General features: G+C 71.6%; 14 protein-coding genes. 9 read left to right on the top strand and 5 right to left on the bottom strand.

The genetic code is table 11. The annotated features are described in order from the left end of the window. Window positions 1–356 precede the first annotated feature (356 nt). Window positions 357–1946 carry a phosphoglycerate dehydrogenase gene (gene serA, locus ACFV0Q_RS24160; RefSeq protein ID WP_385008424.1) on the top strand — a complete coding sequence of 530 codons (1590 nt, stop codon included), beginning with the start codon at window positions 357–359 and terminating at the stop codon, window positions 1944–1946. A gap of 85 nt (window positions 1947–2031) precedes the next feature. Here the strand turns inward: serA and ACFV0Q_RS24155 are convergent, their stop codons facing one another. Beyond that, on the bottom strand, window positions 2032–3573 hold the full coding sequence (locus ACFV0Q_RS24155) for an MFS transporter (protein WP_385008423.1): 1542 nt from the start codon (window positions 3571–3573) through the stop codon (window positions 2032–2034). Between the two features lie 89 nt (window positions 3574–3662). Between ACFV0Q_RS24155 and ACFV0Q_RS24150 the strand changes: the two genes are divergently transcribed. After that, window positions 3663–4244: a TetR/AcrR family transcriptional regulator gene (locus tag ACFV0Q_RS24150; RefSeq protein WP_385008422.1), complete on the top strand. Its 582-nt coding sequence runs from the start codon at window positions 3663–3665 to the stop codon at window positions 4242–4244. Here the strand turns inward: ACFV0Q_RS24150 and ACFV0Q_RS24145 are convergent. After that, window positions 4233–5465: a PucR family transcriptional regulator gene (locus ACFV0Q_RS24145; protein WP_385008421.1), complete on the bottom strand. Its 1233-nt coding sequence runs from the start codon at window positions 5463–5465 to the stop codon at window positions 4233–4235. The genes ACFV0Q_RS24150 and ACFV0Q_RS24145 overlap by 12 nt on opposite strands. A gap of 198 nt (window positions 5466–5663) precedes the next feature. On the opposite strand from ACFV0Q_RS24145, the gene ACFV0Q_RS24140 reads away from it, so the two are divergent. Together ACFV0Q_RS24140 and pruA are read left to right on the top strand one after the other, a co-directional pair. Then, window positions 5664–6590 (top strand): proline dehydrogenase family protein, encoded by a 927-nt coding sequence (locus ACFV0Q_RS24140; RefSeq protein ID WP_385008420.1) that lies wholly within the window; start codon window positions 5664–5666, stop codon window positions 6588–6590. A gap of 32 nt (window positions 6591–6622) precedes the next feature. After that, on the top strand, window positions 6623–8254 hold the full coding sequence (gene pruA, locus ACFV0Q_RS24135; protein WP_385008419.1) for an L-glutamate gamma-semialdehyde dehydrogenase: 1632 nt from the start codon (window positions 6623–6625) through the stop codon (window positions 8252–8254). A gap of 113 nt (window positions 8255–8367) precedes the next feature. Here the strand turns inward: pruA and ACFV0Q_RS24130 are convergent, their stop codons facing one another. Continuing rightward, a complete protein-coding gene (locus ACFV0Q_RS24130; protein WP_385008418.1) occupies window positions 8368–9069 on the bottom strand; it encodes a nitroreductase family protein in 702 nt (233 codons plus the stop codon). Between the two features lie 173 nt (window positions 9070–9242). On the opposite strand from ACFV0Q_RS24130, the gene ACFV0Q_RS24125 reads away from it, so the two are divergent. Beyond that, complete coding sequence (locus tag ACFV0Q_RS24125; RefSeq protein ID WP_385008416.1) at window positions 9243–9440, top strand: hypothetical protein; 198 nt, start codon at window positions 9243–9245, stop codon at window positions 9438–9440. An 82-nt stretch (window positions 9441–9522) separates the two neighbouring features. Here ACFV0Q_RS24125 and ACFV0Q_RS24120 read toward each other — a convergent pair whose 3' ends face one another. Together ACFV0Q_RS24120 and ACFV0Q_RS24115 are read right to left on the bottom strand one after the other, a co-directional pair. Beyond that, window positions 9523–11553 (bottom strand): phosphocholine-specific phospholipase C, encoded by a 2031-nt coding sequence (locus ACFV0Q_RS24120; RefSeq protein ID WP_385008415.1) that lies wholly within the window; start codon window positions 11551–11553, stop codon window positions 9523–9525. Between the two features lie 119 nt (window positions 11554–11672). Further along, window positions 11673–12686: an NADP-dependent oxidoreductase gene (locus ACFV0Q_RS24115; RefSeq protein WP_385008414.1), complete on the bottom strand. Its 1014-nt coding sequence runs from the start codon at window positions 12684–12686 to the stop codon at window positions 11673–11675. Between the two features lie 100 nt (window positions 12687–12786). Here ACFV0Q_RS24115 and ACFV0Q_RS24110 point away from each other — a divergent pair, with 100 nt between their 5' ends. From ACFV0Q_RS24110 to ACFV0Q_RS24095, 4 genes are all read left to right on the top strand, one after another. Next, window positions 12787–13698 carry a LysR family transcriptional regulator gene (locus ACFV0Q_RS24110; protein ID WP_385008412.1) on the top strand — a complete coding sequence of 304 codons (912 nt, stop codon included), beginning with the start codon at window positions 12787–12789 and terminating at the stop codon, window positions 13696–13698. 260 nt (window positions 13699–13958) lie between these two features. Beyond that, the gene (locus ACFV0Q_RS24105; protein WP_385008411.1) at window positions 13959–14090 is read left to right on the top strand and encodes a hypothetical protein; all 132 of its coding nucleotides are present in this window, start codon (window positions 13959–13961) and stop codon (window positions 14088–14090) included. A 136-nt stretch (window positions 14091–14226) separates the two neighbouring features. After that, a complete protein-coding gene (locus ACFV0Q_RS24100; RefSeq protein WP_385008410.1) occupies window positions 14227–15267 on the top strand; it encodes a 3-isopropylmalate dehydrogenase in 1041 nt (346 codons plus the stop codon). A 228-nt stretch (window positions 15268–15495) separates the two neighbouring features. Then, on the top strand, window positions 15496–16581 hold the full coding sequence (locus tag ACFV0Q_RS24095; RefSeq protein WP_385008408.1) for a branched-chain amino acid aminotransferase: 1086 nt from the start codon (window positions 15496–15498) through the stop codon (window positions 16579–16581). Window positions 16582–16631 lie beyond the last annotated feature (50 nt).

Genomic DNA, 16631 nt, shown 5'->3' with positions numbered 1-16631 from the left:
CACCCCTGTTGTTTGTGGCTTTCCGGGCCCTTTTTTTTGAAAAAACACCCCCCCCCCCGGCCGTCCTGTACGCGGCCGGGGGGGGGCCGCCCCCGCCCCCCCCCCCCCCCGCCGCACATCACCCCATCGGTGGGGGGATGGCCGGAATGTAGCCGTCCTGTAGTGCGGATTGTCCACCCCGGCCAATCTCGGACGGGTGATCCTTCCGTACAGGCGGAATTCCGCTTCGGATACGCCACTACACTGCTCAACACAACGCGTCAGGCCCACAGTGTCGTGCGTCTTCCACGCGGCTACCCCCTCCACCGCCTGCGGCCGTCGGGACGGCCGTCCGCACTGGACTTGTGAGGACCCACGTGAGCTCGAAACCTGTCGTACTCATCGCCGAAGAGCTGTCGCCCGCCACGGTGGAGGCACTCGGTCCGGACTTCGAGATCCGGCACGTCAACGGAGCCGACCGCGCGGAGCTGCTCCCCGCGATCGTCGACGTCGACGCGATCCTGGTCCGCTCCGCCACCAAGGTGGACGCGGAGGCGATCGCCGCCGCCAAGAAGCTGAGGGTCGTCGCTCGCGCCGGTGTCGGCCTCGACAACGTCGACGTTTCCGCCGCCACCAAGGCCGGCGTGATGGTCGTGAACGCCCCGACCTCCAACATCGTGACCGCCGCCGAGCTCGCCTGCGGCCTGCTCGTCGCCACGGCCCGTCACATTCCGCAGGCCAACACCGCCCTGAAGAACGGCGAGTGGAAGCGGAACAAGTACACGGGCGTCGAGCTCAGCGAGAAGACCCTCGGCGTCGTCGGCCTCGGCCGCATCGGCGTCCTGGTCGCCCAGCGCATGTCGGCCTTCGGCATGAAGGTCGTCGCCTACGACCCCTACGTACAGCCCGCGCGCGCCGCCCAGATGGGCGTCAAGATGCTGACGCTGGACGAACTCCTCGAGGTCGCCGACTTCATCACCGTGCACCTGCCCAAGACCCCGGAGACCCTCGGTCTCATCGGGGACGAGGCCCTGCACAAGGTGAAGCCGTCCGTCCGCATCGTCAACGCCGCGCGCGGCGGGATCGTGGACGAGGCCGCGCTGTACTCGGCCATCAAGGAGGGCCGCGTCGCCGGCGCCGGCCTCGACGTGTACGCGAAGGAGCCCTGCACGGACTCCCCGCTCTTCGAGCTCGACCAGGTCGTCTGCACCCCGCACCTCGGCGCGTCCACGGACGAGGCCCAGGAGAAGGCCGGCGTCTCGGTCGCCAAGTCGGTGCGCCTCGCGCTCGCCGGCGAGCTCGTGCCGGACGCGGTCAACGTCCAGGGCGGCGTCATCGCCGAGGACGTCCGTCCGGGCCTGCCGCTCGCCGAGAAGCTCGGCCGCATCTTCACCGCTCTCGCGGGCGAGGTCGCGGTCCGTCTCGACGTCGAGGTCTGCGGCGAGATCACCCAGCACGACGTCAAGGTGCTGGAACTCTCCGCGCTCAAGGGCGTCTTCGAGGACGTCGTCGACGAGACGGTCTCCTACGTCAACGCCCCCCTGTTCGCGCAGGAGCGCGGCGTCGAGGTGCGGCTGACCACCAGCTCGGAGTCCCCGGACCACCGCAACGTGGTGACCGTCCGCGGCACGCTGTCGGACGGTCAGGAGGTGTCGGTCTCCGGCACCCTGGCGGGCCCGAAGCACCTTCAGAAGATCGTGGGCGTCGGCGAGTACGACGTGGACCTGGCCCTGGCCGACCACATGATCGTGCTCCGCTACACCGACCGCCCGGGCGTGGTCGGCAAGGTCGGGCAGCTGCTCGGCGAGGCGGGCCTGAACATCGCGGGCATGCAGGTCGCCCGCGCCGAGGAGGGCGGCGAGGCGCTCGTCATCCTCACCGTCGACGCCGAGGTCCCGGTGGACGTCCTCGCGGCCATCTCGGACGAGATCGGCGCCGCGTCGGCCCGTACGGTCAACCTCGGCTGACCGTCGCACGACACCCGAAAGGGCCCGGGGTACCCACCCCGGGCCCTTTCGCGCATCCCCTCCGCCCGCGTCCTCGTTACGGGGCTCAGCGCACCGGCGCCGGGACCGTGCGGGCCGGCTCCGCCGCGGCCGGGGCGGAGGTTCCCAGGCCCCGGGTCAGGGCCAGGGCGAGGCCCGCCGCGACGAGGAGCAGCGCCGCGCCACCCCAGGCCGCGTACTGCATTCCGTGGACGAAGGCCTCGCGGGCCAGGGCCAGCAGCTGCTCGCCCGCCTCGCCGCCGGTCTGCCGGGCGGTGGCCACCGCACCGCCGAGGGTCTCCCGGGCGGCGGGCGCGGCGCCGGCCAGGTCGGAGCTGTAGACGGCGGTGCCGAGGCTGCCCAGCAGCGCCATCCCGAGCGCGCCGCCGAACTCCTGGCCCGTCTCCAGCAGGGCGGCGGCCGAACCGGCCTTCTCGGCGGGGGCCGAGCCCAGCGCCAGGTCGGAGACCAGGGACATCACGGTCACGACGCCGCTGGCCAGGACCCCGGCGCCGGCCAGCAGCAGCCACAGGGAGTCGGTGCCCACCAGCGAGATCAGGGTGAAGCCGGCGGCGGCGAGGACGAAGCCGCCCGCGATGACGTGGGCCCGGTCGGTCTTCTGGGCCAGGACCGCACCCACCGGGGCTGCCGCGCCGATCAGGAGGGACGGGGCGAGGCTCCACAGGGCCGCCTCCAGGGTGCCCATGCCGAGCACGGACTGCAGGTACTGGGTGGTGAAGTAGGCCGACCCCATCACGGCGAAGGCGGCGATGGTGTTGAGGGCGATGCCCGCCCCGAAGCCGCGCCCCCGGAACAGCGCCCGGCCGATCATGGCGTCCTCGCGGCGGCGCTGGCGGCGGACGAAGGCGAACCCGAAGGCCAGGCCGACGGCGAGGCAGCCGAGGTAGAGCGGCTCGAAGCCCTCGGCGGCGATCTCCTTGAGCCCGTAGACCACCGGCAGGACGGCGGCCGTCGAGAGCGGGATGCTCAGCAGGTCGAAGCGGCCGGGGGCCGGGTCCTTGAACTCCGGTACCAGCACCGGGACCAGGACCAGCAGGAGCAGCATCGCGGGAACGTTGACCAGGAAGACCGAGCCCCACCAGAAGTGGTTCAGCATCACGCCGCTCAGCACCGAACCGAGGGCGATGCCGCCGGTCATGGCCCCGGACCAGATGGCGATGGCCTTGCCGCGCTGCTTGTCGTCCCGGAACAGGTTGCGTACGAGCGCCAGCGTGGACGGCATCAGCGTCGCGCCGCCGATGCCGAGGAGCACGCGGGCCGCGATCAGCATCTCGGCGCTGGTGGCGTACGCGGCGGCGACGGAGGCGAGTCCGAAGGCGGTCGCGCCCATCAGCAGGAGCTTGCGGCGGCCGATCCGGTCGCCGAGCGAGCCCATCGTGATCAGCAGGCCGGAGAGGGCGAAGGCGTAGCTGTCGAAGATCCAGAGCTGCTGGGTGGCGCTGGGATCGAGCTCCCGGGTGATGGCCGGGATGGCGAAGTAGAGGACGGAGACGTCCATCGAGACCAGGAGCAGGGGCAGCAGCAGGACGGTGAAGGCGGTCCATTCACGGCGTCCGGCGAGGTGCGCCGTAGCGGCGGGGTTCGTCATGGGAAGGAATGTACAGACGTCATAAACGTTTGTCTATGACGTTTGTATGGAACTTCCGTCTAGGACGGTTGTCTTGCTACGGTGGCGACATGGGACATCGTGAAGATCTGCTCGAAGGCGCGAAGAAGTGCCTGGCCGAGAAGGGGTTCGTGCGGACGACGGCGCGCGACATCGTCAGCGCCTCCGGCACGAACCTGGCGTCCATCGGCTATCACTACGGCTCCAAGGACGCCCTGCTCACCCAGGCCTTCATCGCTCTGATGGAGGAGTGGGGTGAGGGCTTCCACAGCACCCTCGGCGGCGCGGACGGCTCGCTGGAGCGCATGCGCGGACTGTGGGACGGGGTGCTGGGGCAGCACGAGGCGTTGGCGCCCCTCTGGGCGGCCAGCCTGGAGGTCGGGCTGAGCGGCGACCGGCACCCCGAGCTGCGGGCGATGCTCGCCGTTTCGCAGGCCGAGGGGCGCCGGGGCCTGATCTCGATGCTGACCGGGACGCCGGAGGACGAGATCACCGAGGAGGACGAGCGCACCCTCGGCACCGTCTACCAGGCGCTGCTCAACGGCCTGATGATCCAGTGGCTGTTCGACCCGGCGAGCGCCCCCTCGGCGGAGGACTTCACCGAGGGGCTGCGACGGGTGGCCGAGGGGCTGACGGGCCGGTCAGCCGTGTAGGTGGGCGGACTTGAGGGCCATGTGGAGCAACAGGCGGTCCTCGCCCTCGTCCAGGTCGAGCCCCGTCAGCTGCTCCACCCGGCCCAGCCGGTAGTACAGGGTCTGGCGGTGGATGCCCAGCGCCGCCGCCGCGCGGCCCGCCTGGCCCGCGCAGTCGAGGAACACCTCGGCGGTGCGCGCCAGTTCCCGGTGGGCGGGGCCCAGCAGGGCCCGGGTCGCCGGGTCGTCCACCGGGTCCGCCGCCAGGGCGGACAGCATCCGGTAGGGGCCGATCGCCGACCACTGCGCCACCGGCCCGAGCCGCGGCTGCGCCGCTGCCGCCCGGGCCGCGGCGGCGGCCTGCGCCCAGGCGGCGGGCAGCTGCGTGAGCGCCCGGACCGGGTCGGACAGCCCCGCGGTGATCCCGTACGGCCCACCCGGCCCGGCGTCCGGCGCGCCCGGGGTGCCGGAGCCCCGTACCGCGCCTGAGGTTCCCGCCCCGCCGGCCCCCGCCACCGGGCGCGGCAGCAGTCGGCCCACCGCGCTCAGGGCCGGTGCGAGGGCGTCCGTCGAGCGGAGCCGGAGCAGTACGGCGAGCACCGCGGAGCCCCCCGCGCCGCCGGGGTCCCCGGGAACCACGCACACCGCCGACGCCCCCGGCACCGACCCCGGAGCCTCCCCGGTCCACGGGGCCACGCACACGGCGGCGTGCAGTCCCTCGGCCCCCGGCCCCAGCGCCAGCCGCAGCGCGGCCACCGCCATGTCCTGCTGCCAGCCCCGGCCGGCGGTGAGGGCGGCCAGGAACTCCCGGGACAGGTCGGCGCCCGCCTTGGCCTCCTCCGCGAGCAGCACCCCGATGCGCTGGGCCACCTCCATGGCCGCGTCCAGCGCCTCCGCCCCGGGGCCCGGATCCTGATCGAGGAGCCACACGTAGCCCTGCACGATGCCCCGGTACCGCACGGGAAGGCAGATCCGCCCCCGGAAGACCCCCGCCTCCGGCGCCGCCGGGATCCGGACCGGGCCGGTCGCGCGGGCGATCCCGTAGGCCTCGAACCAGGACCGGACGGCCGCCGTCGACTGGCGGGTGAGGATCGAGCGGGTCCGGACGGGGTCCATGGCGAGGTCGTCGTCGCTGTCGTGGGCGCCGAAGGCGATGAGGCGGAAATCCCGGTTCTCCAGCGTGGCCGGGGCGCCGAGCAGCGCCGAGATCTCGTCGACCAGGTCCTGGTAATCGCCCTTCACGCGGCCATTCTCCCATCCCGGGGACGGCCCTTCAGACAGATGTATGAGATCCGGGACACGGATGCGTGACAGCTGTCGATGGCCGAGGATCGTGGAGATCCTTAGGTTTCACGGTGGTTTTACTCGCGTTTTCCTTACGGCCGCGGCCCACCCGCGCGGTGGCCGTAGTCCGCTTCTGCCACCCGTTGGAGGTGCCCCGTGCTGGGTCCCGTGATCCTCGCCGCTTCGCGCAGCGACAAGATGCGCCGAATCGTCTCCGCCGCCCCGGTGACCAAGCCCGTGGTGAACCGGTTCATCCCCGGTGAGACGGTCGACCAGGTCATCCCGATCGTCGAGGACCTCACGCAGCGCGGCCTGGAGGTCACCCTCGACGTCGTCGGCGAGGACATCACCGCCGTGGAGCAGTCCCACGCCGCCCGCGACGCGTACCTCGAACTGATCGAGCGCCTCGCCGCGCTGGGCCTGGGCGAGACGGTCGAGATGTCGGTCAAGCTGTCGATGTTCGGCCAGGCACTGGAGGGCGGCCACGAGCTGGCCCTCGCCAACGTCCGTCCCGTCGTCGAGGCCGCCGCCGCCATCGGCACCACCGTGACCCTCGACGCCGAGGACCACACCACCCTCGACTCGATGTTCGCCATCCACGAGGAGCTGCGCCGGGACTTCCCCCAGACCGGCTGCGTGATCCAGGCCTACCTCTTCCGCACCGAGGCCGACGCCCGCCGCCTGGCCGCCGCCGGCAGCCGCGTCCGCATCGTGAAGGGCGCCTACAAGGAGCCCGCCGAGGTCGCGTACCAGGACAAGGCCGAGATCGACAAGGCGTACGTCCGGATCATGAAGATCCTGATGGAGGGCGACGGCTACCCGATGATCGGGTCCCACGACCCGCGTCTGATCGCCATCGGCCAGGAGCTGGCCCGGCAGGCGGGGCGCAAACTGGACGAGTACGAGTTCCAGATGCTGTACGGCATCCGCAGCGAGGAGCACCTGCGGCTCGCCGCCGAAGGCCACCGGATGCGGGTCTACACGGCCTATGGCACCGACTGGTACGGCTACTTCATGCGCCGACTCGCGGAGAAGCCGGCCAACCTGCTCTTCTTCCTCCGCTCGATGATCACCAAGAACTAGGCACCCCACTAGCTCAAGGAGTTACCAGCCCCATGGATGCTGTTACCCAGGTCCCCGCGCCGGTCAACGAGCCGGTCCACTCGTACGCCCCCGGCAGCGCGGAGCGCGCGCGCCTCGAGCTCCAGCTCAAGCAGCTGTCCGAGAACCCGGTCGACCTCCCGATGACGATCAACGGCGTCAAGCGGATGGGCGCGGGCGAGCGCTTCGACGTCGTCCAGCCGCACGACCACAAGTCCGTCATCGGCACCTACGCCAACGCCACCGAGGCCGACGCCCAGGAGGCCGTCGACGCCGCCCTGGCCGCCGCCCCGGCCTGGCGCGCGATGTCCTTCGACGACCGCGCCGCGATCATCCTGCGCGCCGCCGAGCTGCTGTCCGGCCCGTGGCGCGAGAAGCTCGCCGCCTCGACCATGCTGGGCCAGTCCAAGACCGCCCAGCAGGCCGAGATCGACACCCCGTGCGAGCTCGTCGACTTCTGGCGCTTCAACGTCCACTTCGCCCGCCAGATCCTGGCCGAGCAGCCGGTCGCGAACTCCGCCGGCGTGTGGAACCGCAGCGACCACCGTCCGCTCGAGGGCTTCGTCTACGCGATCACGCCGTTCAACTTCACGGCCATCGCCGGCAACCTGCCGACCGCCCCCGCCCTGATGGGCAACGTGGTCGTGTGGAAGCCGTCCCCGACGCAGACCCACTCCGCCGTCCTGCTGATGGAGCTCCTGGAGGCCGCCGGCCTGCCCAAGGGCGTCATCAACCTGGTGACGGGCGACGGCATCGCCGTCTCCGAGGTGGCCCTGAACCACCCCGAGCTGGCCGGCATCCACTTCACCGGCTCGACCAAGACCTTCCAGTACCTGTGGAAGACGGTCGGCAACAACATCGAGAAGTACCGCTCCTACCCGCGCCTCGTCGGCGAGACCGGCGGCAAGGACTTCGTCGTCGCGCACCCGTCCGCGGACCGCGGCATCCTGAAGACCGCCCTGACCCGCGGTTCCTTCGAGTTCCAGGGCCAGAAGTGCTCGGCGTCCTCGCGCGCCTACGTTCCGGCGTCCATCTGGAACGACGGCTTCAAGGAGCAGTTCGCGGCCGAGGTCGACGGCATCACCATGGGTGACGTCCGCGACCTGACGAACTTCATCGGCGCGGTCATCGACGAGCGCTCCTTCGCGAAGAACAAGGCCGCGATCGACCGTGCGAAGGCCGACCCGACCTGCACCATCGTCGCGGGCGGCACGTACGACGACTCGGAGGGCTACTTCGTCCGCCCGACCGTCATCGCGTGCACCGACCCGGAGAACGAGGTCTTCACGACCGAGTACTTCGGCCCGATCCTCGCGATCCACGTGTACGAGGACGACAAGTACGACGAGATGCTCGCGCAGATGGAGAGCGTCTCGGCGTACGCCCTGACCGGCGCCGTCATCGCGCAGGACCGCTACGCGGCCGCCGACACGATGGAGAAGCTCCGCTTCGCGGCGGGCAACTTCTACATCAACGACAAGTCGACCGGCGCCGTCGTCGGCCAGCAGCCCTTCGGCGGCGGCCGTGCCTCGGGTACGAACGACAAGGCGGGCGCGGCGTCGAACCTGCTCCGCTGGACCTCGACCCGCTCCATCAAGGAGACCCTGGTCCCGCCGACCGAGTACGGCTACCCCCACATGGGCTGACCGCCCCGCTGAACCCCGCCCCCGCTCCGGTACCCCCAAGCCCGGAGCGGGGGCGGTTCCATTTCCGGGGCCGGGGCCGGGGCCGGGGCCGGGGCCGGGGCAGGGGCAGGGCGCTAGACCTCCACCAGGACCTGGTCCAGGGACTTGCGGATCAGGTCCGGGACCTCGCAGTCGTCGGCGGGGTAGCCGACCGGGATGACGGCGAAGGCCTTCTCGTTCTCGGGGCGGTTCAGGACGTGGCTCAGGAAGCGCATCGGGCTCGGGGTGTGGATGAGGGCCGCCAGGCCGCTGAGGTGCAGGGCGGACAGGAGCATGCCGACCGCGATGCCGACCGACTCGTCGACGTAGTAGTGCTTGCGCTTCGTGCCGTCGGGGCCGAGCCAGTAGCGCTGCTGGAAGACCACGATCAGCGCCGGGGCGTCGGTGAGGTGGGTCTTCACGGCGTCGGTGCCGATGGGGCGCAGGGCGGCGAGCCATTCGTCGCCGAGGCGGCCGTCGTAGGAGATCTGCTCCTCCTGCTCGGCGGCGGCGCGGATCTGCCGGCGGATGCCCGGGTCTTTGACCAGGACGAAGGTCCACGGCTGCTGGTGCGCCCCGGAGGGGGCGGTGGCCGCGCAGGCGATGGCGTCGCGGACGGCCTGGTCGGGGACGGGGTCCGGGGAGAAGCGGCGTACGGTGCGCCGCTCGTCCATCCGGACGCGCAGTTCCGCCGCGCGCGCGAGGGATTCCTGACTCGGCATGCGCGCGGGCCGGTAGGCGACGGGCCGGTAGGGCTGGCCATGGGTGGGGGTCCACTGCTGGGTCTCAGGCGACATGCGCAGATCTTCACGCGGGGGAACTCCTGAGGCCAGGGTCGCGCCTTCCCGGGCTGTCCGATGTGTACGGACAGGGGTGCTATGTCCGTGTCGAACGTCGGTCGATTCCGGGACCGGGAAGGCCGCTCCGCGCCCGGGACCCCGGCGGCCCCGGGACGCGGCGGCCCGGAGCCGTGTTCCGGGCGGACGGCCTCGACGGGCTCGCCGGCCGGGGCTGGACCACCCCGGCCGCGTACGGGGTGGGGACCGCCATCGACCTGCGCAACCACGACGGGGCCGGGGTGGACCACACGCCCCGCCCGGCCGGCCCGGCGGCGCCGCGGAGCCCGCTCGACGAGATCGGTCAGCGGTACTTCCGGGACGTCTGGTGAGCCCCTCCGGGTTTCGGAGCCCCCGCATATTTCCGGCCTTTCGGCTGCGGGGGACCGGCGGGCGGCGCGACGGCGACTCGCTCTAGCTGCCGCTGATGCTGGGCGCGCCCGTCTCGATGTGGCCCGTGTAGCGGCGCGACCAAGTCCCGTCGGAGTCGGCCAGGAGCGTGAAGTCGTACCAGCCCTTGTTGTACGCCACCGCGTTGAAGTAGTCCTCGCGCGAGGAGTTCGCCGGGACGGTGTACGTCCACGGGCCGTCCGTGCGGTAGGCGTTGGAGCGGATCGTGAAGGTGACCGGGGAGGCGGAGGCGTTCGTCATCTTGAACCAGATCGCCATTTTGCCGGTGCCCGGCTCCACCGCGAAGCGGGCCGCCACCTCCAGGTCCTTGCCCGGCTTCGTGGCGTCGCCGAGGAAGCGGCGCAGGAAGCGGTTCGGGCCGTACATGGAGATGTCGTACTTGCCGGAGCCGGAGCCCAGGCCGATGCTGAAGTAGTCCGTCGACGTGCTGTTCGGGTCCACCGTGTACTGCCAGGCCGTCGTGTCCCGGTACTGGTGCGGGTGGATCGAGAAGTGCGCCGGCCGCTTCGCCTGCGCGCCCTGGTTGGTCATCGAGAACCAGGCCAGGATCTTCCCGGCCGCCCCGAACTCCAAGCGGTCGAGGTTGCCGTTGACCTGGTACGGGAGGGCGCGGGCCGGCCGGGTGCCGGGCTCCTGCGCCGGGAGCGCGTTGTCCTGCGGCGCCGGGTTGGGGAGCGGGCCGCAGGTCGACTGCCCGATCACCTTCGCGGTGGAGGGCAGGCCCGCGGGCACCCCGTAGACCGGGTGCGCGAAGTCGAAGACGCCGGTCAGGTCGCCGACCACCTTGCGGCGCCAGGCGCTGATGTTCGGGCAGGCCGCCGGGGTGCCGAGGGCCGCCGTCCAGGTTTCCATGAACCGCAGCACCGAGGTGTGGTCGAAGACCTCGGAGCTGACCCAGCCGCCGCGGGTCCACGGGGACATCACGATCATCGGCACGCGGAAGCCGAGGCCGATCGGGGTGCCGTCGATGTACTCGTCGGCCGTGCCGGGCGGGGCGACCGGCGGCGGCACGTGGTCGAAGAAGCCGTCGTTCTCGTCGTAGTTGAGGAACAGGACGGTGGAGTCGAAGACGTCGGGGTTCGCGGCGAGCGCCCGGTACACCAGGTCCACGAAGTGCGCGCCGTCACCGGGCGGGGCGTACGGGTGCTCCGAGAAGGCCTCGTTCGCGACGACCCAGGACACCTGGGGGAGGGTCCCGGCGACCACGTCCGCGCGGATGGCGGCGGCGATGTCGTCCGGGGTGGAGCCGGTGACCCTGGGGACCGAGCCCATGCCCCGGTCCCACAGGGGGTCGCCGGGGTGGGCGTCGGTGAACTTCTTGAAGTAGGCGAGCCCGTTGTCCCCGTAGTTGTCCTGGGCGTTCTGGTAGACCTTCCAGCTCATCCCGGCCCGCTGGAGGGCCTCCGCGTACGTCTCCCAGGTCAGCCCGGACTCGTCGCCGCCGTCCTTGCTGGACGGGTCGATCTTGCCGCTCCACAGGAAGGTGCGGTTGGGGCCGGTGGCGCTCAGGGTCGAGCAGAAGTAGGCGTCGCAGATCGTGTAGTTGTCGGCGAGCCCGTAGTGGAAGGGTATGTCGGCGCGGTCCAGGTAGCCGAGGGTGCGGGTGTTGCCGACGCCGGTGACGAAGTTGTCCATCCGGCCCTTGTTCCAGGCGGCGTGCTGCGAGGTCCAGCTGTGCGGGAGGTCGCCGGTGCACTGGGCCAGCGTCTCGCTGTCGGCGCCGCCGGCCGGCGGGGTGGCGGAGAGCTTCCACGGGTACTGGCGGCCGCCCCAGTTGGGCTGGTTGAACGTGCCCCAGCCGCCCGGGATGTTGCCCGCGGCGCGGTCGGCGAAGCCGCGGACGCCCTTGAGCCGGCCGAAGTAGTGGTCGAAGCTGCGGTTCTCCTGCATCAGGATCACCACGTGCTTCACGTCGGTGATCGTGCCGGTCGAGGCGGCGGCGGCCGCCGACGTCGGCGTGATCGCGGGCAGGGTCGCCCCTGCCACGAGCCCGGCGCCGATGCCCACGAAACCTCTGCGGCTGATGGGTGTCACTGGCTGCTCGCCTCCAACTCAAGTGCCCCGCTGGCACATTGACGGCAAGAGTGGCGGCAGCCGCCGCAAAGGTCTACATCCGTGCGGTAAGAACTCGGTGAACATCCGGTTGGCTGGAATCAGTCCTTGAGACGGACCAGCATCTTGCCCAGATTGTCCCCGCGGAGCACGCCCAGGAAGGCGTCCACGGTGCGGTCGAATCCCTGGAAAACGGTGGTGTCGGTGCCCAATCGGCCGCTCTGCAGGTGGGGGACCAGGAAGTCCTCCAGCTCGTCCTGCAGATTGGTGTGATTTCGAACCAATACGCCTTCCAGGCGCAACGACTTGTGTACGACCTCGAAGAGGTTGCGGGGCGCGGCGGGGGAGCGGTCGCCGTTGTACATCGAGATGCCGCCGACCCAGGCGATCCGCCCGTACTCGCGCAGCACGTCGATCGCGCCCTCCAGGTGGTCCCCGCCCACGTTGTCCACGTAGACGTCGATGCCGTCCGGGGCGGCCTCGGCCAGCTGCTCGCCGACCGGCCCGTCGTGGTAGTCGAAGGCGGCGTCGAAGCCCAGGGCGCCGGTGAGGTGGGCCACCTTCGCCGCCGATCCCGCGCTGCCGATGATCCGGCGGGCGCCGAGCAGCCGGGCGATGTGCCCGGTGGCCGTGCCGACCCCGCCCGCGGCGGCCGAGACGAAGAGGTCCTCGCCCTCCCGCAGGGCCGCCGTCCGGGTGAGGGCGGCGTACGCGGTCAGGCCGGTCCCGCCCAGGACGGACAGGTACGCCTCCAGGGGGACGCCGGCGTGGCCGCGGAGCTTACGGGTGCCGTCCACCCCCAGGGTGACCAGGGCGTGGGTGCGCCAGCCCGCGCGGTGGAAGACCAGGTCACCCTCGGCCAGCCCCGGGTCGCGGGACGCGGTCACCCGGCCCACCGCGCGGCCTTCGAGGGGGGAGTGCAGGGCGAAGCCGCCCTCGCCTCCGTCCATCAGTCCGCGGTGGTACGGGTCCACCGAGAGCAGCAGGTTCTCCACCAGAGCGGTGCCCGGGCCGGGTTCGGGGACCGGCGAGGAGACGTACGCGAAGCCGGAGGCGGCGGGGAAGCCGGTGGGGCGGGCGGTCAGGTGGACGGCGGAAGCGGTGTGCGTGGTCATGGCGACGACCGTAGGAAGGAATCCCCGGCCCGGGCAGGGGGTTGGCCTCATGGAAGCCGCGCGTCCATGAATGCGGCTCATACACCGAGGTGGGGGCCCCGTGGCCGAGCTCGTCCCGCAGGAACTCCGGGTGCTGGTCGCCGTGGCCGAGACGGGCGGCTTCTCCGCCGCGGCGGTCCGGCTCGGGATCACCCAGTCGGCCGTCTCGCACTCGGTGCGCGGCAGCGAGGCCAAGGTCGGCGCGGTGCTCTTCACCCGCGGGCGCGCCGGGGCCTCGCCCACCCCGGCGGGGGAGCGGGCCGTGGCCCTCGGCCGGCGCATCCTGCGGCTCTACGAGGTCCTCGGCGCGGAGGCCCGCGCCGCCGGGCGGCCCGACGGCGGGGGGAGCGGCCGGCCAGAGCCGCTGGGCGGGGTGCTGCGCGTCGCGGCCTTCCGCAGCGCGGCCCTGCACCTGCTGCCGCCCGCGCTGGAGCGGCTGGCCGCCCTGCACCCCGGGATCCGCCCCGAGGTCAGGGTGGTGCGCGAACTCGGCGCCGGGACGGCCGGGGAGGTGGCCGCCGGGCGGGCGGACCTCGCCGTCGCGACCCTGGGCGCGCCCGGCGACGTACCGTCCGAGGGGCTGCCGCCCGGGCTGCTGAGCGGGGAGCTCACCCGGGAGGCGTACTGCCTGGTGCATCCGGCCGGGCATCCCGACCCGAAGGGGCTGCCGCTGCTGGACTGGGACGAGAACTGCGGCTCCTACACCCGGGACTGGTGGCGCGCCCAGGACTGGATCCCCAGGGCCACCGTGAAGGCCGAGGACGACGCGATGGTGCTGACCATGGTCGGCCGGGGCCTGGGCATGGCGATCCTGCCCGAGCTGTCGCTGCGGGAGGCCACGGACGCCGTCGAGATCGCCGGACTGGGTCCCGAGGGGCCGGTGAGACGGGTGGGATACGTCACCACACCGGAATTGGCGGCAAGTCTTGCCGTCAGGGCTCTGATCAGGGAACTCAGGGCGGAGAGGGGCTGAAAACGGAACCTCGGGAGGGGCCTTCCGGGCGGTTGTCCGTCTCAGATAGTAGGAAGTCCGAGTAATTGCGGAGACAGACAGCGGGACCTGGCCTAGCTTTGTAGGAGCCGAACGTCTCGCTGATCCGGCGAATGGCGGTCGAGAGCGCGCGCCCCTGGCAGGCAACCCCTGCGGCGCCCCGCTCCCCGCCTCTTCCGGCGCCTTGAAGGAACCCCTCATCCGTGGCCCCGCCACGCCGTGATCTCAAGGAGTCGATCACCATGACCTCCACCTCCGCCGCCACCCGTCGCGTCCGCCACACCTCCCCGGCCGACGCCGACCGCAAGAACGCCGCGGCCGCCCTCCAGCGCGCCCTGGACCGCCGCGACAACGGCGGCTCGACCGGCCACTGACCCGCACGGGCACACCCGGCACATCCGGCGCACCCAGCGCACCCGAGGCCCCGGGCGTATCGCGTTCGCACGGACCACTGGTCCACATGGTGGACGCGATATGTCTGAGGGCTGGGACACGGAGTACGGTTCCGTCATGTCGACCAGCATCAATCTCGCAGTGATCCCCGGTGATGGCATCGGCCAGGAAGTCGTGGCTCAGGGCCTCAAGGTCCTTACCGCGGTCCTGCCCCAGGATGTGAAGCTGGAGACCAAGGAGTACGACCTCGGCGCCCAGCGCTGGCACCGCACCGGTGAGACCCTCCCGGACGCGGAGCTCGAAGCGCTCAAGCACCACGACGCGATCCTGCTCGGCGCGATCGGCGACCCCTCGGTCCCGTCCGGTGTCCTGGAGCGCGGTCTGCTGCTGAAGCTCCGCTTCGCCTTCGACCACTTCATCAACCTGCGCCCCTCGAAGCTCTTCCCGAACACGGCGACCCCGCTCGCCGGCCGTCCGGAGATCGACTTCGTCGTGGTCCGCGAGGGCACCGAGGGCCCGTACACCGGCAACGGCGGCAGCCTGCGTACCGGTACGCCCGCCGAGGTGGCCACCGAGGTCAGCATCAACACCGCGTACGGCGTGGAGCGCGTCGTGCGTGACGCGTACGAGCGGGCCAACGCCCGCCCCCGCAAGAAGCTGACGCTGGTCCACAAGAACAACGTCCTCGTGTACGCGGGCCACATGTGGAAGAACATCTTCGACAAGGTCGGCCAGGAGTACCCCGAGGTCACCACCGACTACCTGCACGTCGACGCCGCGACGATCTTCTTCGTCACCCAGCCCGAGCGCTTCGACGTCATCGTCACGGACAACCTCTTCGGTGACATCCTCACCGACCTGGCCGCCGCCGTGACCGGCGGGATCGGCCTGGCCGCCTCCGGGAACATCAACCCGACCGGCGCCTTCCCGTCCATGTTCGAGCCCGTCCACGGCTCCGCCCCGGACATCGCCGGCACCGGCAAGGCCGACCCGACCGCGACGATCCTCTCGGTCGCCCTCCTGCTGCGCCACCTCGGCCGCGAGGCCGAGGCCGTCCGCATCGAGGACGCGGTCACCGCCGACCTCGCCGAGCGCGACGGCACCTTCCGCTCCACCGACGCGATCGGCGACGCCCTCGCCGCACGCGTAGCCGGCTGACCCGGCAGCTCCATCCCAGGAAGCCGCAGGGTCGCGACCACCGGACCCGGCGGCTTCTCCTGTGCGGCCCCGGGTGCCACCATCTCCCCTGGGCCGCAACCACCCCGTTTCACCGGAGCCCCCTCGCGCGCGATAATCGAACGCGAGGCCGCGGAATACGGGGAAGCTCGGACGTCCGGTACGACATGAGCGCGGTCCGCCATACACGACGGTGAAGGACATGCACTCATGACGACGCCCACGATCGAGCTCAAGCCCTCCTCGAACCCGCTGTCCAACGCGGAGCGCGAGGCGATCCTGGCCAGCCCCGGCTTCGGCCGCCACTTCACCGACCACATGGTGACGATCAAGTGGACCGAGGGCCGTGGCTGGCACGACGCCGAGCTGGTCCCGTACGCGCCGCTGTCGATCGACCCGGCCAACATGACCCTGCACTACGCGCAGACCATCTTCGAGGGCCTCAAGGCCTACAAGCAGCCCGACGGAACCGTCGCCACCTTCCGCCCCCGCGCCAACGCCGAGCGCTTCCAGGCCTCGGCCCGCCGCATGGCGATGCCGGAGCTGCCGGCCGAGCTCTTCATCGAGGCCTGCGACGCCCTGATCAAGCAGGACCGCGCCTGGGTGCCGGACTCCGGCGAGGCCTCCCTGTACCTGCGGCCGTTCATGTTCGCGTCCGAGGTCGGCCTGGGCGTCCGCCCGGCCAACGAGTTCCTCTTCATGGTCATCGCCTCGCCCGCCGGCGCGTACTTCCCCGGTGGCGTCAAGCCCGTCTCCGTCTGGCTCTCCGAGGAGTACGTCCGCGCCGTCAAGGGCGGCACCGGCGCCGCCAAGACCGGCGGCAACTACGCGGCCTCGCTCGTCGCCCAGGCCCAGGCCGCCTCGCACGGCTGCGACCAGGTCGTCTGGCTGGACGCCGTCGAGCACCGCTGGATCGAGGAGATGGGCGGCATGAACCTGTACTTCGTGTACGGCGACCGCATCGTCACCCCCGAGCTCACCGGCTCGCTCCTGCCGGGCATCACCCGCGACTCGCTCCTCACCATCGCCCGCGACCTCGGCTACACCGCCGAGGAGGGCCGCATCACCACCGAGGACTGGAAGCGCGACAACGAGAACGGCACCCTCACCGAGGTGTTCGCCTGCGGCACCGCCGCCGTCATCACCCCGGTCGGCTCGGTCAAGTCCGAGCGCGCCCACTGGACCCAGGGCGACGGCGAGCCCGGCGAGGTCACCATGAAGCTCCGCAAGGCGCTCCTGGACCTCCAGACCGGCCGCACCGCCGACGCCCACGGCTGGATGCACCCGCTCGGCTAGCCCCCGCGCCCGTACCCGTACGCACGAAGGCCCGCGCCCCGGACATCCGG

The sequence above is a fragment of the Streptomyces sp. NPDC059564 genome, assembly GCF_042735575.1.
Classification (GTDB): domain Bacteria; phylum Actinomycetota; class Actinomycetes; order Streptomycetales; family Streptomycetaceae; genus Streptomyces.
This window is presented reverse-complemented; position numbering and strand designations above follow the sequence as displayed.